We start from the raw sequence: 19130 nt of genomic DNA on the forward strand, positions 1-19130 counted from the left end.
GACCGGCGGCTAGGTCAAATCGATCGCGCCCTTTGGACAATGGAGCGGCACTCTGATGGCGCTTCCGTCCAAATCAATCGCGATCGTTGACATAGAAATTGCGGCCATCGATGTGCCCGCCGGCCGACGCCGGCTCGATCCGGCCTGGGTCGAGACGCTGACCAATCTCTTCCGAACCCAAGGCCAGAAGACGCCGATCGAGGTGATCGCCACCGGCGAGCGCTTCCGGCTGGTGTTCGGCCATCATCGACTAGCGGCAGCCAGGCTGCTCGGGTCAGACGTCATCGCCGCCGTCGTGAAGAGGCCCGAGGACTTCGCCAGCGAGGCGGAGATCGCGCTGGCCGAGATCACGGAAAATCTAGCCCGGCGCGAGCTTTCGGCGCTCGACCGCGCTGTCGATATCGCCCGCTGGCGCGAGGTCTATGAGACGGCCAACGGGGCAGTGAGGCGCGGCCGGCCGTCGAAATTGGTGCAAGTTGCCCCAATTTCTGACGAAGGGGATGAACGCTTCGCAGCCAGCTTCTCCGAGGCAGCCCGCAAGGCCCTGGGTATCAGCCGTGACGCCATCAAGCGCGCCATGCGCATCGCCTCGATCGGCGCCGGCGTCCGCGACCGCATCGCCCTCCACCCCGTCGCCGACAACCAGTCGGAGCTGCTGCTGCTCGCCACGGAGCCCGCCGACCGGCAGGCCGATATCGCCGCGCTGCTGACCGCAGAACCTGCCCAGGCGGCATCCGTCGCCGACGCCCTCGCCATCCTCGACCGGTTGCCGCCGCCCGCCAGGGAACCGGCCTGGCAGAAGCTCGCCACCGCATTCTCAAAGATGAGGGAAAGCGAGCAGGACCGCTTCTTCACGCTGCACGAAGCCGCCATCCAGCGGTGGCTGAAAGGGCGCAACTGATGGTCCGCTCGCGCCACGACACCATGACCGCGGACCTGTTCGAATGGCAGCCGCCGAAGGTCGCGGTCGGCTATGCACCCGACGTCGCCGGCCGCGGCGGCCTCGACCACCAGATCTCGCGGCTGGTCGGCCGGGCGCTGCGCGACTGCCGCGACGACGGCAAGGGCTCGCGCGCCGAGATCGCGGAGCGCATGTCGGCCTATCTCGATCGGCCGATCTCGGAAGCGATGCTCAACAAGTGGTCGTCGGAAAGCAGCGACGATCACCGCATCCCGCTCGACGCTTTCATTGCGCTCATCGACGCCACCCAGGCCGAGGGCCTGCTCGGTTTCGTGCCGGAGAAGTTCGGCTTCGCGGTGGTGCCCGAGAAGTACGCCGACATCATCGAAATCAGCCTGATCGAAGAACACGAGCGCGAGATCGCCGCCCGCAAGACGGCGCTGCTCGTGCGCGCCAGAGCCAAACGCTGAAAGGGGGCATTCAGATGGATACCGCAGACCATACTACTCATGCCGGCCGGCGCCGTGTTCTCCTTGGCGCTCTCGACCTTGTTCCGGACGAGGGCCGACCGGCCCTATGCCAAGCCTTCGACGCATTGATGGCGCGCAGAACGCAACAAATCCACATCCTCGCGATGCTGAACAAGCAATTCGGCGACCTCGATTTGCCAGCGGTGTCCCGATCGGCATTTAGCCGCTGGGCTTTGCGCGTTCGTTCCGGCGACGTGGCGCGGCCTGGCGAACAGAAACCTGGTGCGGCATCGCCAGCCGAGCAGCGCTCCTCTACGTTGAGAGCAATTATTGCCGTCGCCTTGCGGTCGCTCGCAGACAGGATCGAGGGCCGGTCATGAGTGCTCAATGGCTTCTCGGCTTCGCTGTCGGCTGGATGCTCTACGCGCTCCTCCTGGTCGGCATGCACCTCCTCTTCACCCGCCAGGAGCGCCGCCGCGTCGCCGCCGGCGCCGTCTTCCGCCGCCGCATGCGCAAGCACGTGTTGAAGGGGTTCATCTGGTCCTCCTTCGCCAAGGCTTCGGAGGACAGGTCATGACCAACTGCGCCGTCCCAGCCTGCCAGCGCGACGCCGCCGGCCGCCACAACCCCTTCTGCGTCGACCACTATTTCCAGCTGCCGAAGGCCTACACCGGCCTCGTCACGCGCACGAGCATCGAATGCAGCCGCACTGACGATCTCGACACCAAGCAGCATCTGCGCGAGCAGCTCGACAGCTACACCAGGCTGGTCGCCGCCAAGCTTCCCAATTCCGGGGCGGCATCTGCCCCCCAAGCCGCCCCGGATAGCGCCCGCCGCCCCCAAAGCCCCCCTTGCGTGGCGGCGGGCGCTCCTAAGCAGGGAGGCTTCTTCGATGTCTGAAAAGGTCTCGATCACCGGCCAGATCGCCGAGGTGCAGCGCGAGATCGCGTTGCGGCGGAACGTCTACCCGATCCGCGTTCGTGACCGGAAGATGAAGCAGGCAGAGGCAGACCTTTGCATGCGCCGCATCGAAGCCGTGCTGGCGACCTTGATGTTCTGCCAGGCTAACGAGGCCGACATACGGGCGTTCATCGCCGCCAAATCGGAAAAGTCGGGGGGGGCATCTTGAGCACTGATCCGCGCCAAGTAACGATTTTCGACGTGCTCGGGGAGTCACGATGAGCAGGCGTAGTCACTCCACGGAAGCGGAAATGGGGTCGGTGAGCTGCGCTATCGCCTCTTCGTACGAGCCGCGCAGCAGCTCATTGTCGGCGTGTTTTTCCATTCGCCGCGCCATCTCAGCCTTCAGCCCCTCACGAGACACGGTCTCCTGCTTCAGGAAAAGGTCCAGCAGGGTGTCCATCGCAACGGCATACCACATCGCCTTCGGCCCTTTCAGTCGCACTGCATTCATGCGCGCGATAATGCTTTGCGCGTCTCGCATTCGGCTCATCGTCCTCCGGTGTTCGTCCCACCTGGGGATGCCAGGTTCCGATGCGCGCGCCAACGCGCATCGGAACCGCCTCTCTACCACGCTTCCAACGTCTTCGAACATAGCAACGCTCACGGTGCCAGCATGAACGAGTGGCTGACCGCCCGCGAGATCGCAGCCGAGGCGCTGCCGGACATGCCGGAAACCGAGCGTGGCGTGCAGATTCTTGCTGCGCGCGCTGGCTGGGACGAGCGTGCCCAGGCGCGTAAGCGACCCGGCCAGGGCGGCGCCACCGAATATCACGCCTCGCTGCTCCCCGTCCTCGCCCAGGTCGCCTACAGGCAGAAGCATATGGTCGTCGAGCGGCCGGTCGCGCCGGTCAAGGCGGCGCCGGACACCAGCCTGACCGACCGCGCCCAGAAAGAGCGCGACGCGCGGCTGGCGATCGTCGCCGCGTTCGAGACATTCAGCCGCGGCCTGCAGCTCGGCTACGCCACCCGCGTCCAGGTGTTCACCGACAAGTTCAACGCCAGCTCGCTGACGATCGAGCCGTGGGTGCGCGAGATCGTGCCCAGCCTCTCCAAGCGCTCGCTCGCCCGGTGGCAATCGCAGAAGCGCGACGGCAAGATCAATGCACTCGGCCACGACCCGGCCCAGGCGCGCAAGGGCACCGGTGTGCTGGAAACCGCCAATGGCGGCGCCGTGCGCTCGTTCATGCTGGCGCTGATCGCCCATCAGCCGCACCTTTCCGGACACCATGTTCGAACCCTCTGCCGGTCGGAGTTCGGCGACACGTTGAAGGTGGTTTCAAAGGGCGTTGAAACCGTCATTTCGATGCCGCCGGTGCGCACCTTCCAGCACGCGCTGAAAGGGCTGAAGGCGAGCCACAAGGTCGAGCTGATCAAGCTGACCAATCCCGACCGCTACCGCTCGCACCTGGCACCGGCCGGCGTCGGCATGCTGCGCCACGTCACCGAGCCGAACCAGCTCTGGCAGATCGACGCCTCGCCGGTCGATGCGCTGTGCGTGGACGGCCGGCATTCGGTCTATGCCTGCATCGACATCGCCACGCGCCGCACAGTCTGGCAGCTCTCCCGGACACCGCGAGCGTCCGCTGTCGCCTTGTTGATGCGCAAGGCCATCCTCGAATGGGGTGTGCCGCAGCAAGTGACCACCGACAACGGCTCCGACTTCGTAGCCGAGGACACCCAGCGCCTATTCCTTTCGCTCGATATCAATCCCGATGCATCCGATGCCTACTCGCCCGAGCAAAAGGGCCATGTCGAGCGCGTCATCAAGACGTTCCAGCACGATGTCGGGCCGTTGCTGCCGGGCTTCGTCGGCCATTCGGTCGAAGATCGGAAGGCGATCGAGAGCCGCAAGAGCTTTGCGCAGCGGCTCGGCGAAACGGAGGCCGTCACGTTCAGCGTGTCGCTGACCGGTCCGCAGTTGCAGAAGCACATCGACGATTGGGCTCGGCTGATCTACCAGCACCGGCCGCATGCGGGCCTGGACAAGGTCACGCCCTTCGCCAAGGCCCAGTCCTCATCGACGCCCGTGCGATATGTCGCCGAGCGCGCGCTGGACCTGTTGCTCATGCCGGTCGCCGGTTCGGACGGCCAACGTATCGTCACCAAGCTCGGCATCCGTATCGACGGCTATCACTACATGACGCCGACAATTCTGCCCGGCACGCCAGTGTTCGTGCGCATGGACCCGAACGACGCCGGCCGCGCCTACGCCTTCGCCCAGGACGGCGCCGAGTTCCTTGGCGAGGCGATCTGTCCGGAACTGTCCGGCCTGCATCCCGAGACGCTGGTGCGCGCCGCCAAGGAAATCCGCGGTGAACTGGTGGACGAGCGTACCCGCAATCTGAAGGCGGACATGAAGAAGCTCGCCAAGGGGTCGTCGCTGATCGAGCGCGCCCTCGAAGTCGCCCGGCGCGACATGCCGAACGTGGTGCCTCTGCCCAAGCGCGAGCAGGTGCATTCGACGCCGCAGATTTCCGCCGCGATCGAAGCGATGTCGGAGCGGCTCAACCCGAGCAAGCCGCTCGACCCCGCCGCTGCGGCGGCGCATCGCCGGCTGATCGAGGAGATGCGCGCGGAAGACGAGGCCGAGCTAATCGCCAGCACCGAGGCCATCCTCGAACAGCGCATGGCCGAGGTCGAAGCCGAGCGCACCGCGCACTTGCCGGCCAATGTGGTGGCGCTGCCGGAGACCCCGATGGAGCGCTACCGCCGGGCGCTGATGTACCGCGAGCGGATGAAGACCGGCGCGCTATCCGCCCCCGACGCCATGTGGCTCGGCGGCTACGTCACCTCGGCCGAGTTCAAGGCCCAGTCTGCCATCCATGAGGATTTCGGGGACGCGTACCTGTCCTGAGTAAAGCGAAACGGCCCGGTGCTGGAACACCGGGCCGATCAGAGAGAACGCCGCGAAGCGGCATGACAACACGAGGAAGCATGATGACGGAACACCTGAAAGTCAACCGGCCGGCGCCGCTGAAGAACGTGGCGGCGTTCGCGACGCTGCTCGCCACCATGGTCGATCGCGACCCCAAGCTGCCAGGCCTGGCGGCCTTCTTCGGCCCCTCCGGATGGGGCAAGACGGAGTCGGCGATCTATGGCGCCAACAAGTACCGCGCGGCTTACGTCGAATGCGGCCAGTTCACCTCGGCGCGCTCGCTGCTGTCCGACATCCTCATCGAGCTCGGCGAGCCGGCGCCGCGCGGCCCGATCGAGACGCTGAAGAACCAGGCGATCATGCTGATGGTCTCGGATCCGCGCCGGCCGCTGATCATCGACGAGGCGCATTTCATCGCCCACAAGCGCTTCGTCGACCTGCTGCGCGAGCTTTCCGACAAGTCCGGAGCGCCTGTCGTCCTGATCGGCGAGGAGCGCCTGCCGAAGCTGCTGGAAGCTTTCGAGCGCGTCCACAACCGCGTGCTCGAATGGCTGCCGGCGCTGCCCTGCGACGCCGAGGACTTCGCCCTGCTGGCGGGCCACCGCTGCAACGGCATCAAGCTGGCGCCGGACCTCGCCGCCGCCATCCTGGACAGGACCAAGGGCAACACGCGGCGCATCGTCATCAACCTCGCCAAGGTCTCACAGGTGGCCAAGCTGACCGGCGCGCCCGTCGTCGACCTCGCCACCTTCGGCGGCATCCAGGCGGTCAACGCGACGCCCAAGTTCACCATGAGGGCGATCCAGTGAGACCGCTGCTCGAGATGGTGCAGCTCAGCCTCGCGGTGCCGCGCGGCGAGGCCGGCTTCTGGTCGATCATCCTGGATCTCGACAAGGCCGGCCCGTGGACGGTGCGGCAGGTGAGCGACCGCACGCAGGTCCACGTCCAGTCGGCCCGCTTCTACATCCGCAAGCTCCACCTCGGCGGTTTCGCCGAGGTCGTGGAAATCCGCGAGACGACGGGCGGTGTGCCGGACGCCATGGTCTACCGCCTGGTCGAGGGCAGGAAGCCGCAAATGGCGCCGCGCCTGACGAAGGACGGCGCCGTGCTGCCAGAGACCGCCAAGGAGAAGCTCTGGCGGGCCATGAAGATGGCCAAGAAGTTCACGCTCGACGACCTGGTCGACGCCTGCACGGACGTGCCCCGGTCGACCGCGAGGAACTACTGTTTCGCGCTCGCCGCTGCCGGCGTCGTCGCAAAGAACGGCAACGTCTTTCGGCTGGTGAAGAACCTCGGAAGCCAGGCGCCGCGTGTGCTGGCGGCTAAGCTCGTGTTCGATCCCAACGCCAAGGTCGTGGTCGGCAGCTCGGTGCTTCGCGAGGTGCAGCCATGAACCGAGGACCCGTCAAGGACAGCCGGCCGGCCGGCCGGAGCTTCGCCGAGAAGGCGGCCGACGCATGGGGCGCCAACGTGCCCGACTGGGTCGCCGAGCTGGTGCGAATCGCCGACGCCGAAGGCCTCGGCGGCGCCGAGAAGCGCGTCAACTACAGCCGCTCCGCCATCTCCACCATCATCTCGGGCAAGTACAACGGCGATCTCGGCCGCGTCGAGCAGATGGTGCGCGGCGCGCTAATGGCCGAGACCGTCGATTGCCCGGTGCTGGGCGAGATCGGCCGCGACCGCTGCCTGATCGAACAGAAGGAGCCGTTCCGCGCCACGTCGCGGCACCGCGCCCAGCTCTTCCACGCCTGCAAAACCTGCCCCCAAAGGAGATAGCCGCGATGGCAAAAATGTCCCTCGCTTTGTCGGATACCCTGAACCAGCTCGGCCAGATGTTTACCGGCTTCGAGCACGAGTCACGCGTGCTGCGGCCGAAAGATGCCAAGATGCTGCGCCGAATCCTGAAGGACCTCGGCCAGCAGGCGCGCTCGATCGAGTGCCAGCTCAGCGCCAAGCTCTGGAACGAAGAGGCCCGCAAGGACCGCGCGGCCGAGGCCGCGCGCATCGCCTCGGCCGCCAGCCAGCCGGGATCGAACGTCACCCTATTCCCGGTCATCCCGCGCCCGTTCTCGGACGGCCGGCCCGGAGGTGCGGCATGATGACCGGCAACCTGCAGCAGGCCGAGGAGCGCGCCGCGCTGATCGCCAGGGCGATCGTGCCGGTGCTGACGGCCGAGTTCATCCGCAAGCCCGAGCCGCGCCCGCTCTCCGCGCGCGAGCAGGAGATCATGCTCGCCTGCGGACAGCTCGGCCGCGCCGTCGATCGGCTCGACGGCGCCAAATTCGCCTCGCCGGGGGCCGAGCGCCAGGCGCGCCAGGCCCTGGAGCTGGCCGCCCGCAACCTGAGGAAGCTGATCGACCTGCGGGAGGGCAAGCATGGCCGCGGCAAGTGAAGCCCTGCTCGCGGCCGTCGCAAAGCTCGACATGATCGATCTTTGTGGCCGCATCGTCTCCAATCCCGAGCGCAACGCGCCGCGGGCAAGCGTCGCCGAGATCTACGCCCTGGCCAAGGCCACCGAGGGCCTGTGGGCCGTCGCCCTTGAAGCCAACTTTCTGGTCAACGCGCTCGAAATGCTGATGCCGTGGGACCAGCAGGCCGACGCCGACACCCAAGAACTCATCGCAACGCAGATGGCCGTGGTTCGCGACCTTCTGGCCTTCATGCACCCGATCCCAACCAAACAGGAGAACACCGATGGAAGCAGCAACTGAAACCACCGTTCCAGTCGGCACCGTCATGGTCGGCGGCAAGACCTACATGCATGATGCCAAGGGCCACCTGGTGCCGATCGAGGCGATCAAGCCTGCCGACAAGCTGCAGGACGAGACGGTCCGCAAGATCATCGGCCACGCCCGCGACCTGTCGGCTCAGATCGGCCGCTTCAAGGAGCACACCTTTGACGATCTCTCCTCCTTCGAGGCGCTGCTTGCCCAGGACTATGGCGCGACGAAGGGCGGCGCCAAGGGCAACAAGACCTTCCTGACCTTTGACGGCCTGATGAAGGTGTCCGTCCAGGTCGCCGACATGATCGACTTCGGCGCCGAGCTGCAGATCGCCAAGAGCCTGATCGACGAGTGCCTGACCGAGTGGTCGGCCGACAGCCGCACCGAGATCCGGTCGATCATCAGCCGCGCCTTCAATGTCGAGAAGGAAGGCCAGATCAACCGCGCCGAGATCTTCATGCTGCTGCGCCTCGACATCGAGGACGAGCGCTGGCAGCGCGCCATGGACGCCATCCGCGACGCCATGCGCGTCATCGGCTCCAAGACCTATGTCCGCTGCTACCAGCGCGCCAGCCAGGACGCGCCCTGGGAAGCCGTCACCATCGACCTGGCGAAGGCGTAACGACCATGAGCAAGCAAACCAACCGCTTTTCCCAGCACCGCGACACCACGTCGATCCGCGCGGTCATCCAGGAAAAAACCGACCTCGCCAAGATCTACGCCGAGGACGGCGCCTTCCACTCTGCGGCGCGCGTGCTGGAGGATCTGGCCACCGTCGTCAGCCGCCATGCCGTGGCGACGGCGCCGCGTGATCTCGATGACCCGATCAACCTCGCCGGCTCCGGCCCGGTGCCGATCGAAGCGCGGGAGGGCTGAGCGATGGCGACCCAGCTCAGTGAAAGGCAGGCCCTCGCAGTTGCCGCAGCCAGTCAAGCCAGTGAAGCCATCGCCGAGTTGCTTCGATACGCACGCGAGGGCGAATGGATGAAATCGGAATTCCATCCTGACGTCGAGCCGCTGGAGAAGCTTTGCGACGCGGCCAAGCTAACAGCCGAGATCCTTTCCGATGAGCCCGATCCTGACGGCGACCGCAACCAACTCGGGGGCGCATTGGAAAAGTTCCTTTCAGGGTGGGCATGATGGCGGCCAAGGAAACCCTCGGTTACGTGAGCCGCACGGCGGCGATCGTGGCGCTTCGCAAGGAAGGCCTTTCCAGCGAAAGCATCGCCCGGCGCATCGGCATTGATGTCAAGACGGTTTCGGCGCTGGAATGCTCGGCGCGGCGCTGGCACGGCAAGGCGCCCAACTTCGTCCGACCTAGTGCCGGCTCCTTCCCGGTCGGCGTGCGCGAGCGGCTGCGCCCTCACGCAAGGGCCAGGGACATCTCCGTCGACGCATTGATCAGGCGGCTGATCGAGACGGTGGCGTTCGGCAACCTCGTCGACGCCGTGCTCGATGATGCGGAGGCCGCGGCATGAGCATCGCTTGGATCCGCAAGAGCTACAACGTCCCGGCAAAGGTTGGCGGGCGCGTCGAATATACAGGCGACGGCAAATCCGAGTTCGGAACGATCACAAGCGCCACCAATGGCCGGCTCAATATCCGGCTCGACCGCTTCAAGCATCCGATGCCGTTCCATCCGACTTGGAAGCTCCGATATCTCGACTCTGAGGCGACACAATGAACGCGCTCGCTGCCATCCACGTCGCCAACAAGCAGCTCGGGCTGGACGAAGACACCGCGCGCGATCTCTATCAGCGGGTGACGGGCAAGCGCAGCTTGCGCCAGATGAACGACCGCGAGCTGCAGCTCGTCGTCGCCGCCCAACGGCATGCGGGTTTCAAGCCGGCTGAAAAGGGCCTTCAAGGCCCGTTCGCCAAGAAGCTCCAGGCGCTCTGGATTGCCGCCTGGAACCTCGGCATCATCCGCGATCGGCACGATGCCGCCATGCTGTCCTTCGTCAAGCGGCAGACCGGCATCGAGCACACCCGCTTTCTGCTGGACGCCGAGGACGCCGCCAAGGCCGTCGACGCGCTGAAGGCGTGGATGACGCGAGAGGCCGGCGTGGACTGGCGCCAGGACGTCGCCACGGCCGAGTGGCTGCGAACCTCGGGTGCAAAGATTGCACTCGCGCAGTGGCACCGGCTGAGCGTCGCCAAGGCCGTCGACCCGAAAGGCTTCCGCAAGTTCGTCTGGGATCATGCCAAGCCGCTCGACCAGATGCTCGAGCACGACTGGCCGGCTGTGATGAACACCCTCGGCGACATGGTCAGAAAGGCGATCGCATGAGCGCTCCCGATAAGGCCATTCTTGTCTCGGCCCTGCAAGCCGAGCTTAACCGCCAGTACGATTTAGGCGTGATGACGACTTTCACCGACGCGGACGGCAAGCCAATGCTGAGCTATCCGATCGTCCATCCCGCACCGCGACCGATAATCGACGTTGAGCGTTTGGCGGATGCTGTATTGGCTTCCTTGTCGACCGGAGGCGTTCGCTGATGCGCAGCCAGGTTTACAACGTGGACGGCTACGTGCGCGGACACGTTCTCGCATACGTCACGATATCGGATCACAGCCAGGCGCGACTTCTCCAATCCTTGCTGGAGCAAGCCATGCGCGAGCGCGCTGGCAGGCCCGAGGAGCCAACGCTGGCCCGCTGGTACCGCGACATCGAAGAGACGCGCCGACAAGCCAAAGACGAGGGCTGGGCCGGCTGGGAAAGGCCCTGGTGATGGTCGCCTACAGCTTCAAGGCCATGTTCGCTCCGCAGGTCTCGGCACTCACCAAGCGCCAGACCGTGCGCGCCGATCGCAAGCGCCATGCCCGGCCGGGCGAGGCCGTCCAGCTCTTCCAGGGCATGCGGACGCGCCATTGCGTCAAGTTGGTCAACCCCGATCCGATCTGCATCCGCGTCCGGCCGATCGCCATCGTCACCACGTGGCTCCTGGAGGAGTTCATCGCCTCGATCGTCATCGACGGCCGGCCGCTGCATCGGGACGAGATCGAGGCCTTCGCGGTCGCTGACGGCTTCGCGGTCGAGCATGTCGGCGACTGCCGTATGAAGCAGATCGGTCGCGCCGGCTCGGCGCGTTGGAATATGGGCGCGTTTTGGAACGCCGAGCATGGCGAGGGCCTGTTCGATGGCCAGCTGATCGAATGGGAGCCAGCATGAGCAACCCGGTCCTAGTCACCGACCACGCGCTTCTCCGCTACATGCAGCGCGTCCTCGACATCGATGTCGAGCAGCTGCGCGGCATGGTGGCCGAGAGCGTCGGCCGTCACCAGGGCGCCCCAAGCGTGCGGGCGATAGGCGCCCGCTTCCTGATGATCAACGGCCGCGTCGTCACCACGATCGACGACAAGGCCATCCCAAGCCATATGACGCTGCTGGGTCTGATGCAGCGCGCGGCGGAAGAGAAGCTGCCTTGAGCGAGCGCGGCCTGACCGACACGCTGTTGCGCCTGCTCGGGCCAGCTGGTTTGGTCCGGCTGGCTGAACAGTATGGTGGCACCCGCCTGTATGTCCCCGCGACGGCAGAGCGTGGCAAGCTGGCGGAGGAGTTGGGCATCGAGCTTACCGAAAAGCTCTCCAGGCGCTTCGGGCGCGACTACCTCAGTGTGCCTTTGGTGCGCGATTTGCGCGCCCGGCATTACCGCGCCGCCGGTTCGTCGAACGCGGATATTGCGCGCAAGCTCGGTTTGTCGGAAAGTGCTGTGAATCGCCTGTTCCAGCGGATGGACGATGTGCCCGTCAAGGGTAGCGGAGATCCCCGCCAGCTGAAGCTGTTCGGCTAGTCAATGCCTACACCGGTCGCCATGGCGACCGCCGTAGCCATGGCCGTTAGCCCCCGAATGCGATGAAGATGCCCGCGCGGCCGGAGATTTCCTCCGGCCGATTTTCACAGGCGGGATCGACCATGGATTTGCGAGGCTGGTTGACGCGAGTGATGCCGCGCCCTGTCGCGGAATGGCGTCGCGTGGTGCTGCTGTCCCTCAGTTTCTGGATGCAGATTTTGGGCCTGGCGGTGCTCGTCCTGCCCGAACTCTACTATCACCTGACCGGCGACGACTACGACCCCTATTTCTTCTGGTGGCTTGGCGTGCTGCTGTTGCTCGCCGGCATCATCGGCCGCGTCTGGCAGCAGGGCGTTTCCCTCTTGATGGAGTGGCTGCGTATCATCGCCATCGGCGCGGTCATCGTCGCGTTGGCGCTGATCCTCGCCACGCCCTCCAAGGCCGAGAGCTTCGATGTCGGCCGAGCGCAAGCGCACGCGGCCACGGAGGCCGAAACGCTTGCCATCGCCGTGCCGTTCATCGCCAGGGAGGAAGGCGAGCGCAACCGCGCCTATCTCGACGCGGTCGGCATTCCGACGATCTGCTTCGGCTCGACGCGCGGGGTTCGCCTCGGCATGGTCAAGAGCCACCAGGACTGCATCGACCTGCTCTGGATTGAGGTGGCCGAGCATCGGACCGGCCTGCACCGCTATTTCTCGGCCGTGACGATCTCCATTCGCCTGCCGCCGAAGCGCGACGCGGCCTACACGTCGACGGCGTTCAACGTCGGCGTCGCCGGCATCGGCAAGAGCACGGCTACACGCCGGCTCAATGCGGGCGATATCGCCGGCGGCTGCCAGGCGCTCACCTGGTTTGACAAGGCCGGCCACCGCGTGTTGCGCGGCCTGTTTGAACGGCGCCAGCGCGAGAAGAAGCTCTGCATGGAAGGCGTGAGCTGATGGAAGGTCTGAGCACCGTAGTCGCGCAGTTGCTGCGCGACCTGGTCGAGGCCCTTGTTCCTTGGCTGGTCATGCTGGCCATTGCGGCGGCCCTCTACATGGTGTGGGCATGAGCTACCTCAAGCTAGCGATCGGCGCCGTCCTCGCGATCACCATTCTCGGGCTTGTAGCCATTGCCGCCATCTATCGAGGCAACGCCATTTCGGCCCAGGCCGAGACGAAACAGGCGAAGGCCGCCCTCGCCACCGTGACCGCCGTCAACGACGCCAACCAGGCCACCATCGGCCGGCTCCAGGCGCAAGCCACTTACGACGCCAAGATGACGGCGCAGCTCGCCGAGCAGCTCGCCGCGTCCAACCAGGTCTTCATCGACAACACCGCTGCCCTCCACAAGCTGAAAGACGCCAATGCGGACGTTGACCACTTCCTTGCTCTGCCTGTCCCTCCCGCTCTTCGCCAGCTGTATGACAAACCGGGAGCCGCAGGTGGTCGTCAAGACTGAGACCGTCAAGGAGCGCGTGCCACCCGCGTACCTGATCCCGCCGCCGGCGAACTGGTCGAAGCCGGGCGGCCCGGCGAATGTTGGCGATTTCGTAGAGCGCGGCGACGTCAACGGTGCCGCGCGAAACGTCTGCGCCATCCGCCTGGCGAAGGTCGCGGATTGGGACAAGCAATGAAACAGGGCGATGCCGCGATAGAACTGGCTGAGCACCGGGTCGATCTGGAGCGCGCCGCCGGCGTTGCCCGCATCCAAGCCGCCGTTCGCGGCCAGGTGCCGCCCGACTATCAGATCTCGCCATATTGCAAGGATTGCGGCAACCGCATCCCTGACGACCGACGCAACGCCATGCCGTGTGCCGAGCGATGCTTCGACTGCGAAAGCCTGGCCGAACGCCAGAGCCGGAGACGCGCCTGATGGACATGACCGCCCTGTTGCCCTGGCTCGTCGGCATCAACACGCTGCTGTCGATCGGCACCGTCATCTACGCCGTCATGACGTCGGGCGCCAAGAAGACGGCCAGCGATCTCGAAACCCACAAGCGTGAAACCGAGGAGCGGTGGAACGGCCTGGACAAGATCATGGACGACCACGGCAGCCGCATTCAATCGATCGAGGGCGAAATGAAGCACTTGCCCGACAAGGACATGGTTCACCAGCTGCAGATGACCATGAAGGACATCCAGATCGAGATGGCAAACGTCAAAGCGGAAACGCAGGCCGCCGCGCGCACGAGCCGGCGCGTGGAAGAATTCTTGCTAGATCGGGCGAAGGGATCATGACGCTGAATATTGACGACTATGACGACTACGTTGACCAGGACATTCGCCTGATCATCCTTCGCGCCCTGGCGGCCGAGGACAACGGCGCCATGCACGAGGGCCGGCTTGAGATCGAGCTGAAGCGGTTCGGCTACTCGAAGACGCGTGAGTACATCCGCAACCAGCTGACGTTTCTTGAGAAGACGGCCGGCGCCGTCCGCAACATCGTCAGCGGAACGGTGATGGTCGCCACCATTCGCAAGGCAGGACGGGCACATCTCGACCGGGCGCAGTTCCTGGAAGGCGTGAAGCGTCCCGCCGATCCCGACTGAGGCACCCGAATGGCACGCAAAGGCCGTGGTCTACTTTCGGCGATCGAGCGCCTGCCCGACGACTGCGGCCCGATCATCACCTGGGCCGCGACTGAGCTGCAGAACCGTGACCGCACCCAGACCGAGATCTACGAGGAATTCTTCCTCAAGATGCAGGCCCTGCAGGCCGAGCATAAGGGCGAGCTGGAATTCGTCATCCCGTCATTCTCGGCGTTCAACCGCTACTCGATCAAGCTGGCGATGATGACCAGGCGGCTGGAAGACACCCGCGAGATCGCCGCCACCATCTCAAAGCGGTTCGACGCGCAAAGCTCAGATGACCTTACCCTGATCGCGGCCGAGGCGATCAAGACGCTGGTCTTCGAACTTTTGACCGATGCCGGCGAAAGCGGCCTGGCGCCGATCGGCGCCATGCAGCTCGCAACCGCTCTCAAAATGGCCAGCCAGGCGCAGAGCGTTTCGACCCAGCGCCGGGCAACGGTGACCAAGGAATTCAAGGCCGATGTCGAGAAGGCCGTCGACACCGTGGCCAAGTCGAAGGGCATGTCGGCCGAGACCGCCGACATGATCAAGGCGCAGATCCTGGGCGTGAGGACAGCATGACGACACAGCCGACCATTTCGATCACATTCTCCGCCTTCGATTTCGGCTGCCTGCGAGGCCTGCTCAGCCACGAGATCACCAACGTCGAACGCCGTATGACGGTTGTGGGCTATCCCGTTGCGCCGGGCGACAAGGAAATGACGGACGCCTATCTGCGGCAGCTCCGCTCGGCCCTGGCGACGGTCGAAGAGGTCTATGACGGGATCGGCTCGACATGAGGGACCGCAAGAAGGTCGCGAAAATCGCATTACCGCTCTCGACCGCGCCGGGCGACAGCGGCACAACGACGGTCATTTTCGACGGCAACGGCATCCCGATCGGCGGCACTACCGGCAACAATCATCCTGCGAACGCCGAGCTGCTGGTGCACACCTTCAATTTCGCCTGGTCGGACAGAACCGATGGAGCGATGCATTGAGCGACAAGCTGGTTCGGATTGAGCTTTCGACCGACGAGGCGGCCTGCCTCAACAACGCCTTGCGGCGGGAGGTGCAGGCCGCCGAAAGGCAGCGAGGGCAGCCGGCCTGGATCGCGGTCGACGAATACATCCGCCGGCTAGAAGCCTGCATTCAGGCGGTCACCAAAGCCTTTGAGAAGGCGACCCGGCCGTGAGCGGCCCGATCTCCAACAATGAAGGCGAGCAGGCTTCATGGGCCAAAGTCCTGACATGCCGCGACCTCGCTTCTGATCTTTCGTCGCTTCGACCCGATATTGGCGGCCAGATCGTTGCCCCGCTGCATGCCTATCAGCGTGACTTGCTTGTCGCCATTCTGACGCGGGAGTCGAACCGTGTTGAGGATGCGCTTGTCGATCTCTTTAACCGGGGCATCTCATGAGCGGACCGATCTCAAAGGAGGAATGGGAGAAGGTCCGCCGCGAGAGCATGGCGAACCTCGACCACGTCATCGAGAGCGTCGGCCAGCCCAACGTCCTGCTTGCTTATCAATCGAAGGCAATCGAGCCGCTGGAAAGCGGCACGGCGCTGCTGGTCATTGAGAAGTCGCGTCGCGTCGGCCTGACGTGGGGCCTGGCCTCCTACGCGGTGCTGCGCGCCGGCCGCACGCGGGCAGCCGGCGGCATGGACGTGATGTACATCTCCTACGCCCAGGAGATGACGCGCGAGTTCATCGACGCCTGTGCCATGTGGGCGCGCGCCTTCGCCCAGGCGACCATCGTCCTGGACGAATTCCTGTTCGACGATACCGACCCGGCGCATCCGGACGAGACGCGCCAGATCCAGGCCTTTCGCATTCGCTTCGCCTCAGGTTTCGAAGTGCTCGCGCTCTCCTCGGCGCCGCGCACGCTGCGCGGAAAGCAGGGCGCGGTCATCATCGACGAGGCCGCGTTCGTCGACAATCTGAAGGAGCTGCTGAAGGCCGCGCTGGCGTTCCTGATGTGGGGCGGCCAGGTGATCGTCTGCTCGACCCACAACGGCGCCGACAACGAGTTCAACGTTCTCGTCCAGGACATCCTGCACGAGCGTCGGCCGGGCACCCATCTGCGCATCGACTTCGACCAGGCGCTGCTCGACGGCCTTTACCAGCGCATTTGTCTCGTCCGCGGCCGGGAATGGTCGCCCGAGGGCGAGGCAGAGTGGCGCCAGGAGATCATCGACTTCTATGGCGACGGCGCCGACGAGGAGCTGTTCTGCATCCCGTCAATGGGCTCCGGCGCCTGGCTGACAACGCCGCTGATCGAAGCGCGCATGACGATCGACCCCGAGGACGCACCGGTCATCCGCATATCGCTGCCGCTGGACTATCTCCAGCGGCCTAAGCTGGAACGCGACCATCTCTTCCAGATCCACCTCGACACGATCAAGGAAGCGCTGGAAGGCCTCGACGAGAACCGCCAGCACGCATTCGGCTATGACCCGGCCCGGAAGGCCGACCCGGCCGTGATGACGCTACTCTCAATTGACAAGGTGCTTACCAGGCGCGCGGCGCTGACGATCGAATTGCGCAACGTGCCATTTGCCGAGCAGAAGGCGGTCGCCGAGCTGATCCTCCGCAATGCGCCCCACCTGGTGGGCGCGGCGGTCGACGCGACGGGCACCGGCGCGAACCTTGCCGAGGATCTCGGGCGCGCCTTCGGCTTGCGCACCGACGAGACGCCGGGCGGCCTGGTCTGGGAAATCAAGCTTTCGCAGACCTGGTACAACGAGAATTTCCCGCCGCTTAAAACGGCCTTTGAAGACGGCGCCATCCAGCTCACCAGGGACGCCGAGCACGTCGTCGACCTTCGCCTGGTCAAGATCATTCGCGGCATCCCCTCGATCCCGCCCGAGCGCGTCGGCGAGGCCGGCGCCAAGCGGCACGGCGACTTCGCGGTGGCGCTCGTGCTCGCCTATTTCGCATCACGCATGCAGTGGCACGAATACGGCTACCAGCCAGCGCCGCCGGCCAAGAGCCGCTTTGACGAACGGGCAGGCAGCGACCAGGGCGGCGGCTGGCACGATCGGGCGAACGAGCGCGAGCGGCCCTTCCGCATGGCATCCATGCGCCGCAAACCGGGGATCTTCTGATGGCGCGCCCCGTCTATTGCAGCTTTTGCGGCCGGAGCCAGGACGAAGTGGCCTGCATGATCGCCGGTCCGGTCCTGGTCTTTATCTGCGATCTTTGCGTCGAGGATTGCCTGCCGATCATCGCTGCCAAGCGAGCCGAGGCAGCGTCTGGCGCGGCGGCGCAAGAAAGAGGTACCCATGGCTGATGTCTTCAAGGGACTGGTCAACCAATATGGCCGGCCGATCGAGAAAGCGGCTCTCAAGATCGAGCAGGCCGCGCCGACCGCGCGCGGCGTACGGCGTCATGACGCCATGCACCCGGCCGCCGGCCTGACGCCAGGACGTCTCGCCGCTATCCTGAAATCGTCGATCGACGGCGACCCGGAGCAGTACCTGGCGCTTGCCGAGGATATCGAGGAGCGGGATCTCCACTACGCTGGTGTGCTCGGCGTGCGCAAGCGCCAGGTGTCGGGACTGGAGATCACGGTCGAGGCCGCCGGCGATGACGCCGAGAGCGAGGCGTGCGCTCAGCTGGTGCGCGATGTCATCGGGCGCGAAGGCTTCGCCGACGAGCTGATCGATGTACTCGACGCGATCGGCAAGGGCTTCTCCTGCAACGAGATCATCTGGGACACGTCGGAAAGCCAGTGGATGCCCAAGCGGCTTGCCTGGCGGGATCCGCGCTGGTTCACCTTCGACCTGGTGGACGGCGAAACGCCGCTGCTGCGCGACGATGACGGCCAGATGGTGCCGCTGAACCCCTATCAGTGGGTCTATCACCCGGCCAAGGCCAAATCCGGCCTGCCGATCCGGGGCGGCATCGCGCGCGCCGCTGCCTGGACGTTCCTGTTCAAGAGCTTCACCGTCAAGGACTGGGCGATCTTCTGCGAGGCCTATGGCCAGCCGCTGCGGCTCGGCAAATACGATGCCGGCGCATCCGAACGCGACAAGGAGGTGTTGCTCGAAGCGGTCAGCAATATCGGCGTCGATTATGCCGCGATCGTTCCGGCATCGATGGCGGTCGAATTCGTCAAGGCCGATATCGCCGGTTCGCACGCACTCTACAGGGAACGCGCCGACTGGCTCGACCAGCAGGTTTCCAAGGTCGTGCTCGGCCAGACCGGCACCACGGACGCCATCGCCGGCGGCCATGCTGTCGGCAAGACGCACGACGGCGTCCGCGACGATATCGAGATAGCAGACGCCCGCCAGCTCGCCGGCTCACTCAATCGCGACCTGACGCGGCCGGTAGTCGATCTCAACCGGGGACCGCAGAAGAAGTACCCGCGGATCTGCATCGGCCGGCCTGACGAGGTCGACGTGGGCGCCCTGGTGAAGAACGTGGTGCAACTGATCCCATTCGGGCTGCCGGTCGGCAAGAAGGCGATGCTCCAAAAGATCGGCCTGCCCGAGCCGAAGCCCGACGAGGAGCTGCTGGTCGCGCCCAAGCAGCCGGCGCGGGTCGATCCCAATGCGCAGCCCATTCCAGGCGACCAGCTGGAGGAGGCGGTCAACTCGGCGCAAGCGCAGAAGCGCGATGCGATCGAGCGGGCGGCCGACACCCTGGTCGGCGAATGGGAGCCGCTGGTAAAGCCGATCGTCGCCGGCCTCGAGGCGGAGATCGCGGCCGCCAGATCGACCGACGAGGTGAAGGCAATCCTGGCGAAGCGGTTTGAAGGCCTCGACGTCAAGGCCCTGACCGAGCAGTTGGCCCGGTCGGCCTTTGCGGCCCGGCTGGCCGGCGAGGCCGGCGAAACGCTCTAGAAAAA

39 protein-coding genes are annotated in these 19130 nt (G+C 65.4%); 38 read left to right on the forward strand and 1 reads right to left on the reverse strand.

The features are described 5' to 3' along the window. Window positions 1-55: 55 nt before the first annotated feature. The 6 genes from EH240_RS19790 to EH240_RS19815 are packed head-to-tail and all read left to right on the forward strand — an operon-like array spanning window position 56 to window position 2500. The gene (locus tag EH240_RS19790; RefSeq protein ID WP_125001615.1) at window positions 56-901 is read left to right on the forward strand and encodes a ParB/RepB/Spo0J family partition protein; all 846 of its coding nucleotides are present in this window, start codon (window positions 56-58) and stop codon (window positions 899-901) included. After that, window positions 901-1371: a hypothetical protein gene (locus EH240_RS19795; RefSeq protein WP_125001618.1), complete on the forward strand. Its 471-nt coding sequence runs from the start codon at window positions 901-903 to the stop codon at window positions 1369-1371. The genes EH240_RS19790 and EH240_RS19795 overlap by 1 nt, the downstream gene beginning before the upstream one ends. A 14-nt stretch (window positions 1372-1385) precedes the next feature. Continuing rightward, entirely contained in the window at window positions 1386-1751 is a 366-nt protein-coding gene (locus EH240_RS19800) for a hypothetical protein (RefSeq protein ID WP_125001621.1), read from the forward strand. After that, complete coding sequence (locus EH240_RS19805) at window positions 1748-1948, forward strand: hypothetical protein (protein WP_125001624.1); 201 nt, start codon at window positions 1748-1750, stop codon at window positions 1946-1948. The genes EH240_RS19800 and EH240_RS19805 overlap by 4 nt, the downstream gene beginning before the upstream one ends. Beyond that, on the forward strand, window positions 1945-2271 hold the full coding sequence (locus tag EH240_RS19810; protein ID WP_125001627.1) for a hypothetical protein: 327 nt from the start codon (window positions 1945-1947) through the stop codon (window positions 2269-2271). Before EH240_RS19805 ends, EH240_RS19810 begins: the two co-directional genes overlap by 4 nt. Beyond that, window positions 2264-2500, forward strand: a complete 237-nt coding sequence (locus EH240_RS19815; RefSeq protein ID WP_125001630.1) for a hypothetical protein — start codon at window positions 2264-2266, stop codon at window positions 2498-2500. Before EH240_RS19810 ends, EH240_RS19815 begins: the two co-directional genes overlap by 8 nt. Window positions 2501-2563: 63 nt before the next feature. On the opposite strand, the gene EH240_RS19820 is transcribed toward EH240_RS19815, so the two are convergent. Further along, window positions 2564-2815, reverse strand: a complete 252-nt coding sequence (locus EH240_RS19820; RefSeq protein WP_125001633.1) for a hypothetical protein — start codon at window positions 2813-2815, stop codon at window positions 2564-2566. Window positions 2816-2947: 132 nt separating this feature from the next. On the opposite strand from EH240_RS19820, the gene EH240_RS19825 reads away from it, so the two are divergent. From EH240_RS19825 to EH240_RS19980, 32 genes are all read left to right on the forward strand, one after another. Continuing rightward, window positions 2948-5188, forward strand: coding sequence for a DDE-type integrase/transposase/recombinase (locus EH240_RS19825; protein ID WP_125001635.1), 2241 nt, complete (start codon window positions 2948-2950; stop codon window positions 5186-5188). 80 nt (window positions 5189-5268) lie between these two features. After that, window positions 5269-6018, forward strand: a complete 750-nt coding sequence (locus tag EH240_RS19830; RefSeq protein ID WP_125001638.1) for an AAA family ATPase — start codon at window positions 5269-5271, stop codon at window positions 6016-6018. Then, window positions 6015-6602, forward strand: coding sequence for a helix-turn-helix domain-containing protein (locus EH240_RS19835; protein WP_125001641.1), 588 nt, complete (start codon window positions 6015-6017; stop codon window positions 6600-6602). The genes EH240_RS19830 and EH240_RS19835 overlap by 4 nt, the downstream gene beginning before the upstream one ends. Next, entirely contained in the window at window positions 6599-6985 is a 387-nt protein-coding gene (locus tag EH240_RS19840; RefSeq protein WP_125001644.1) for a transcriptional regulator, read from the forward strand. Before EH240_RS19835 ends, EH240_RS19840 begins: the two co-directional genes overlap by 4 nt. Before the next feature lie 5 nt (window positions 6986-6990). Continuing rightward, entirely contained in the window at window positions 6991-7308 is a 318-nt protein-coding gene (locus tag EH240_RS19845; RefSeq protein WP_125001646.1) for a hypothetical protein, read from the forward strand. Next, window positions 7305-7601: a hypothetical protein gene (locus EH240_RS19850; RefSeq protein ID WP_125001649.1), complete on the forward strand. Its 297-nt coding sequence runs from the start codon at window positions 7305-7307 to the stop codon at window positions 7599-7601. The genes EH240_RS19845 and EH240_RS19850 overlap by 4 nt, the downstream gene beginning before the upstream one ends. Then, window positions 7585-7920: a hypothetical protein gene (locus EH240_RS19855; RefSeq protein ID WP_125001651.1), complete on the forward strand. Its 336-nt coding sequence runs from the start codon at window positions 7585-7587 to the stop codon at window positions 7918-7920. The genes EH240_RS19850 and EH240_RS19855 overlap by 17 nt, the downstream gene beginning before the upstream one ends. Continuing rightward, on the forward strand, window positions 7904-8554 hold the full coding sequence (locus EH240_RS19860; protein WP_125001654.1) for a DUF3164 family protein: 651 nt from the start codon (window positions 7904-7906) through the stop codon (window positions 8552-8554). Before EH240_RS19855 ends, EH240_RS19860 begins: the two co-directional genes overlap by 17 nt. Before the next feature lie 5 nt (window positions 8555-8559). After that, complete coding sequence (locus EH240_RS19865; protein ID WP_125001657.1) at window positions 8560-8808, forward strand: hypothetical protein; 249 nt, start codon at window positions 8560-8562, stop codon at window positions 8806-8808. A gap of 3 nt (window positions 8809-8811) precedes the next feature. Continuing rightward, complete coding sequence (locus tag EH240_RS19870) at window positions 8812-9072, forward strand: hypothetical protein (RefSeq protein WP_125001660.1); 261 nt, start codon at window positions 8812-8814, stop codon at window positions 9070-9072. Further along, complete coding sequence (locus EH240_RS19875; protein ID WP_125001662.1) at window positions 9072-9410, forward strand: hypothetical protein; 339 nt, start codon at window positions 9072-9074, stop codon at window positions 9408-9410. The genes EH240_RS19870 and EH240_RS19875 overlap by 1 nt, the downstream gene beginning before the upstream one ends. Further along, window positions 9407-9616 carry a hypothetical protein gene (locus EH240_RS19880; RefSeq protein ID WP_125001665.1) on the forward strand — a complete coding sequence of 70 codons (210 nt, stop codon included), beginning with the start codon at window positions 9407-9409 and terminating at the stop codon, window positions 9614-9616. The genes EH240_RS19875 and EH240_RS19880 overlap by 4 nt, the downstream gene beginning before the upstream one ends. Further along, window positions 9613-10221, forward strand: a complete 609-nt coding sequence (locus EH240_RS19885; RefSeq protein WP_125001668.1) for a regulatory protein GemA — start codon at window positions 9613-9615, stop codon at window positions 10219-10221. Before EH240_RS19880 ends, EH240_RS19885 begins: the two co-directional genes overlap by 4 nt. After that, the gene (locus EH240_RS19890; RefSeq protein WP_125001670.1) at window positions 10218-10430 is read left to right on the forward strand and encodes a hypothetical protein; all 213 of its coding nucleotides are present in this window, start codon (window positions 10218-10220) and stop codon (window positions 10428-10430) included. Before EH240_RS19885 ends, EH240_RS19890 begins: the two co-directional genes overlap by 4 nt. Next, entirely contained in the window at window positions 10430-10663 is a 234-nt protein-coding gene (locus tag EH240_RS19895) for a hypothetical protein (protein ID WP_125001673.1), read from the forward strand. The genes EH240_RS19890 and EH240_RS19895 overlap by 1 nt, the downstream gene beginning before the upstream one ends. Then, a complete protein-coding gene (locus tag EH240_RS19900; RefSeq protein WP_125001884.1) occupies window positions 10663-11103 on the forward strand; it encodes an ASCH domain-containing protein in 441 nt (146 codons plus the stop codon). The genes EH240_RS19895 and EH240_RS19900 overlap by 1 nt, the downstream gene beginning before the upstream one ends. Further along, window positions 11100-11360, forward strand: a complete 261-nt coding sequence (locus EH240_RS19905; protein ID WP_125001676.1) for a hypothetical protein — start codon at window positions 11100-11102, stop codon at window positions 11358-11360. The genes EH240_RS19900 and EH240_RS19905 overlap by 4 nt, the downstream gene beginning before the upstream one ends. Further along, window positions 11357-11725 carry a winged helix-turn-helix domain-containing protein gene (locus EH240_RS19910; protein WP_125001679.1) on the forward strand — a complete coding sequence of 123 codons (369 nt, stop codon included), beginning with the start codon at window positions 11357-11359 and terminating at the stop codon, window positions 11723-11725. The genes EH240_RS19905 and EH240_RS19910 overlap by 4 nt, the downstream gene beginning before the upstream one ends. 152 nt (window positions 11726-11877) lie before the next feature. Further along, window positions 11878-12663, forward strand: coding sequence for a lysozyme (locus tag EH240_RS19915; protein WP_167484081.1), 786 nt, complete (start codon window positions 11878-11880; stop codon window positions 12661-12663). Window positions 12664-12772: 109 nt separating this feature from the next. Then, window positions 12773-13165 (forward strand): hypothetical protein, encoded by a 393-nt coding sequence (locus EH240_RS19920; RefSeq protein ID WP_125001684.1) that lies wholly within the window; start codon window positions 12773-12775, stop codon window positions 13163-13165. Then, window positions 13149-13340, forward strand: coding sequence for a hypothetical protein (locus EH240_RS19925; protein WP_125001687.1), 192 nt, complete (start codon window positions 13149-13151; stop codon window positions 13338-13340). The genes EH240_RS19920 and EH240_RS19925 overlap by 17 nt, the downstream gene beginning before the upstream one ends. Then, a complete protein-coding gene (locus EH240_RS19930; RefSeq protein WP_125001690.1) occupies window positions 13337-13579 on the forward strand; it encodes a TraR/DksA C4-type zinc finger protein in 243 nt (80 codons plus the stop codon). The genes EH240_RS19925 and EH240_RS19930 overlap by 4 nt, the downstream gene beginning before the upstream one ends. After that, a complete protein-coding gene (locus tag EH240_RS19935) occupies window positions 13579-13944 on the forward strand; it encodes a DUF2730 family protein (protein ID WP_125001693.1) in 366 nt (121 codons plus the stop codon). The genes EH240_RS19930 and EH240_RS19935 overlap by 1 nt, the downstream gene beginning before the upstream one ends. Beyond that, entirely contained in the window at window positions 13941-14255 is a 315-nt protein-coding gene (locus EH240_RS19940; protein ID WP_125001696.1) for a VpaChn25_0724 family phage protein, read from the forward strand. The genes EH240_RS19935 and EH240_RS19940 overlap by 4 nt, the downstream gene beginning before the upstream one ends. Window positions 14256-14264: 9 nt before the next feature. Continuing rightward, entirely contained in the window at window positions 14265-14858 is a 594-nt protein-coding gene (locus tag EH240_RS19945) for a DUF3486 family protein (protein WP_125001699.1), read from the forward strand. Beyond that, window positions 14855-15076 (forward strand): hypothetical protein, encoded by a 222-nt coding sequence (locus EH240_RS19950; protein WP_125001702.1) that lies wholly within the window; start codon window positions 14855-14857, stop codon window positions 15074-15076. Before EH240_RS19945 ends, EH240_RS19950 begins: the two co-directional genes overlap by 4 nt. Then, entirely contained in the window at window positions 15073-15276 is a 204-nt protein-coding gene (locus tag EH240_RS19955) for a hypothetical protein (protein ID WP_125001705.1), read from the forward strand. Before EH240_RS19950 ends, EH240_RS19955 begins: the two co-directional genes overlap by 4 nt. After that, window positions 15273-15470 (forward strand): hypothetical protein, encoded by a 198-nt coding sequence (locus EH240_RS19960; protein ID WP_125001708.1) that lies wholly within the window; start codon window positions 15273-15275, stop codon window positions 15468-15470. The genes EH240_RS19955 and EH240_RS19960 overlap by 4 nt, the downstream gene beginning before the upstream one ends. Then, the gene (locus tag EH240_RS19965; RefSeq protein ID WP_125001711.1) at window positions 15467-15694 is read left to right on the forward strand and encodes a hypothetical protein; all 228 of its coding nucleotides are present in this window, start codon (window positions 15467-15469) and stop codon (window positions 15692-15694) included. Before EH240_RS19960 ends, EH240_RS19965 begins: the two co-directional genes overlap by 4 nt. Further along, entirely contained in the window at window positions 15691-17382 is a 1692-nt protein-coding gene (locus EH240_RS19970; RefSeq protein ID WP_125001714.1) for a terminase large subunit domain-containing protein, read from the forward strand. Before EH240_RS19965 ends, EH240_RS19970 begins: the two co-directional genes overlap by 4 nt. Then, window positions 17382-17567: a ClpX C4-type zinc finger protein gene (locus tag EH240_RS19975; protein ID WP_125001716.1), complete on the forward strand. Its 186-nt coding sequence runs from the start codon at window positions 17382-17384 to the stop codon at window positions 17565-17567. Before EH240_RS19970 ends, EH240_RS19975 begins: the two co-directional genes overlap by 1 nt. Then, entirely contained in the window at window positions 17560-19125 is a 1566-nt protein-coding gene (locus tag EH240_RS19980) for a DUF935 domain-containing protein (protein WP_125001719.1), read from the forward strand. Before EH240_RS19975 ends, EH240_RS19980 begins: the two co-directional genes overlap by 8 nt. Window positions 19126-19130 lie beyond the last annotated feature (5 nt).

It is taken from the genome of Mesorhizobium tamadayense (assembly GCF_003863365.1).
GTDB classification, from domain to species: domain Bacteria; phylum Pseudomonadota; class Alphaproteobacteria; order Rhizobiales; family Rhizobiaceae; genus Mesorhizobium; species Mesorhizobium tamadayense.

Excerpts from the sequence above, each read along its gene's own strand:
- EH240_RS19790 (WP_125001615.1), top strand. The coding sequence starts at position 56 with ATGGCGCTTCCGTCCAAATCAATCGCGATCGTTGACATAGAAATTGCG.
- EH240_RS19795 (WP_125001618.1), top strand. The coding sequence starts at position 901 with ATGGTCCGCTCGCGCCACGACACCATGACCGCGGACCTGTTCGAATGG.
- EH240_RS19800 (WP_125001621.1), top strand. The coding sequence starts at position 1,386 with ATGGATACCGCAGACCATACTACTCATGCCGGCCGGCGCCGTGTTCTC.
- EH240_RS19805 (WP_125001624.1), top strand. The coding sequence starts at position 1,748 with ATGAGTGCTCAATGGCTTCTCGGCTTCGCTGTCGGCTGGATGCTCTAC.
- EH240_RS19810 (WP_125001627.1), top strand. The coding sequence starts at position 1,945 with ATGACCAACTGCGCCGTCCCAGCCTGCCAGCGCGACGCCGCCGGCCGC.
- EH240_RS19815 (WP_125001630.1), top strand. The coding sequence starts at position 2,264 with ATGTCTGAAAAGGTCTCGATCACCGGCCAGATCGCCGAGGTGCAGCGC.
- EH240_RS19820 (WP_125001633.1), bottom strand. The coding sequence starts at position 2,815 with ATGCGAGACGCGCAAAGCATTATCGCGCGCATGAATGCAGTGCGACTG.
- EH240_RS19825 (WP_125001635.1), top strand. The coding sequence starts at position 2,948 with ATGAACGAGTGGCTGACCGCCCGCGAGATCGCAGCCGAGGCGCTGCCG.
- EH240_RS19830 (WP_125001638.1), top strand. The coding sequence starts at position 5,269 with ATGATGACGGAACACCTGAAAGTCAACCGGCCGGCGCCGCTGAAGAAC.
- EH240_RS19840 (WP_125001644.1), top strand. The coding sequence starts at position 6,599 with ATGAACCGAGGACCCGTCAAGGACAGCCGGCCGGCCGGCCGGAGCTTC.
- EH240_RS19845 (WP_125001646.1), top strand. The coding sequence starts at position 6,991 with ATGGCAAAAATGTCCCTCGCTTTGTCGGATACCCTGAACCAGCTCGGC.
- EH240_RS19850 (WP_125001649.1), top strand. The coding sequence starts at position 7,305 with ATGATGACCGGCAACCTGCAGCAGGCCGAGGAGCGCGCCGCGCTGATC.
- EH240_RS19855 (WP_125001651.1), top strand. The coding sequence starts at position 7,585 with ATGGCCGCGGCAAGTGAAGCCCTGCTCGCGGCCGTCGCAAAGCTCGAC.
- EH240_RS19860 (WP_125001654.1), top strand. The coding sequence starts at position 7,904 with ATGGAAGCAGCAACTGAAACCACCGTTCCAGTCGGCACCGTCATGGTC.
- EH240_RS19865 (WP_125001657.1), top strand. The coding sequence starts at position 8,560 with ATGAGCAAGCAAACCAACCGCTTTTCCCAGCACCGCGACACCACGTCG.
- EH240_RS19870 (WP_125001660.1), top strand. The coding sequence starts at position 8,812 with ATGGCGACCCAGCTCAGTGAAAGGCAGGCCCTCGCAGTTGCCGCAGCC.
- EH240_RS19875 (WP_125001662.1), top strand. The coding sequence starts at position 9,072 with ATGGCGGCCAAGGAAACCCTCGGTTACGTGAGCCGCACGGCGGCGATC.
- EH240_RS19880 (WP_125001665.1), top strand. The coding sequence starts at position 9,407 with ATGAGCATCGCTTGGATCCGCAAGAGCTACAACGTCCCGGCAAAGGTT.
- EH240_RS19885 (WP_125001668.1), top strand. The coding sequence starts at position 9,613 with ATGAACGCGCTCGCTGCCATCCACGTCGCCAACAAGCAGCTCGGGCTG.
- EH240_RS19890 (WP_125001670.1), top strand. The coding sequence starts at position 10,218 with ATGAGCGCTCCCGATAAGGCCATTCTTGTCTCGGCCCTGCAAGCCGAG.
- EH240_RS19895 (WP_125001673.1), top strand. The coding sequence starts at position 10,430 with ATGCGCAGCCAGGTTTACAACGTGGACGGCTACGTGCGCGGACACGTT.
- EH240_RS19900 (WP_125001884.1), top strand. The coding sequence starts at position 10,663 with ATGGTCGCCTACAGCTTCAAGGCCATGTTCGCTCCGCAGGTCTCGGCA.
- EH240_RS19905 (WP_125001676.1), top strand. The coding sequence starts at position 11,100 with ATGAGCAACCCGGTCCTAGTCACCGACCACGCGCTTCTCCGCTACATG.
- EH240_RS19915 (WP_167484081.1), top strand. The coding sequence starts at position 11,878 with ATGCCGCGCCCTGTCGCGGAATGGCGTCGCGTGGTGCTGCTGTCCCTC.
- EH240_RS19920 (WP_125001684.1), top strand. The coding sequence starts at position 12,773 with ATGAGCTACCTCAAGCTAGCGATCGGCGCCGTCCTCGCGATCACCATT.
- EH240_RS19930 (WP_125001690.1), top strand. The coding sequence starts at position 13,337 with ATGAAACAGGGCGATGCCGCGATAGAACTGGCTGAGCACCGGGTCGAT.
- EH240_RS19935 (WP_125001693.1), top strand. The coding sequence starts at position 13,579 with ATGGACATGACCGCCCTGTTGCCCTGGCTCGTCGGCATCAACACGCTG.
- EH240_RS19940 (WP_125001696.1), top strand. The coding sequence starts at position 13,941 with ATGACGCTGAATATTGACGACTATGACGACTACGTTGACCAGGACATT.
- EH240_RS19945 (WP_125001699.1), top strand. The coding sequence starts at position 14,265 with ATGGCACGCAAAGGCCGTGGTCTACTTTCGGCGATCGAGCGCCTGCCC.
- EH240_RS19950 (WP_125001702.1), top strand. The coding sequence starts at position 14,855 with ATGACGACACAGCCGACCATTTCGATCACATTCTCCGCCTTCGATTTC.
- EH240_RS19955 (WP_125001705.1), top strand. The coding sequence starts at position 15,073 with ATGAGGGACCGCAAGAAGGTCGCGAAAATCGCATTACCGCTCTCGACC.
- EH240_RS19970 (WP_125001714.1), top strand. The coding sequence starts at position 15,691 with ATGAGCGGACCGATCTCAAAGGAGGAATGGGAGAAGGTCCGCCGCGAG.
- EH240_RS19975 (WP_125001716.1), top strand. The coding sequence starts at position 17,382 with ATGGCGCGCCCCGTCTATTGCAGCTTTTGCGGCCGGAGCCAGGACGAA.
- EH240_RS19980 (WP_125001719.1), top strand. The coding sequence starts at position 17,560 with ATGGCTGATGTCTTCAAGGGACTGGTCAACCAATATGGCCGGCCGATC.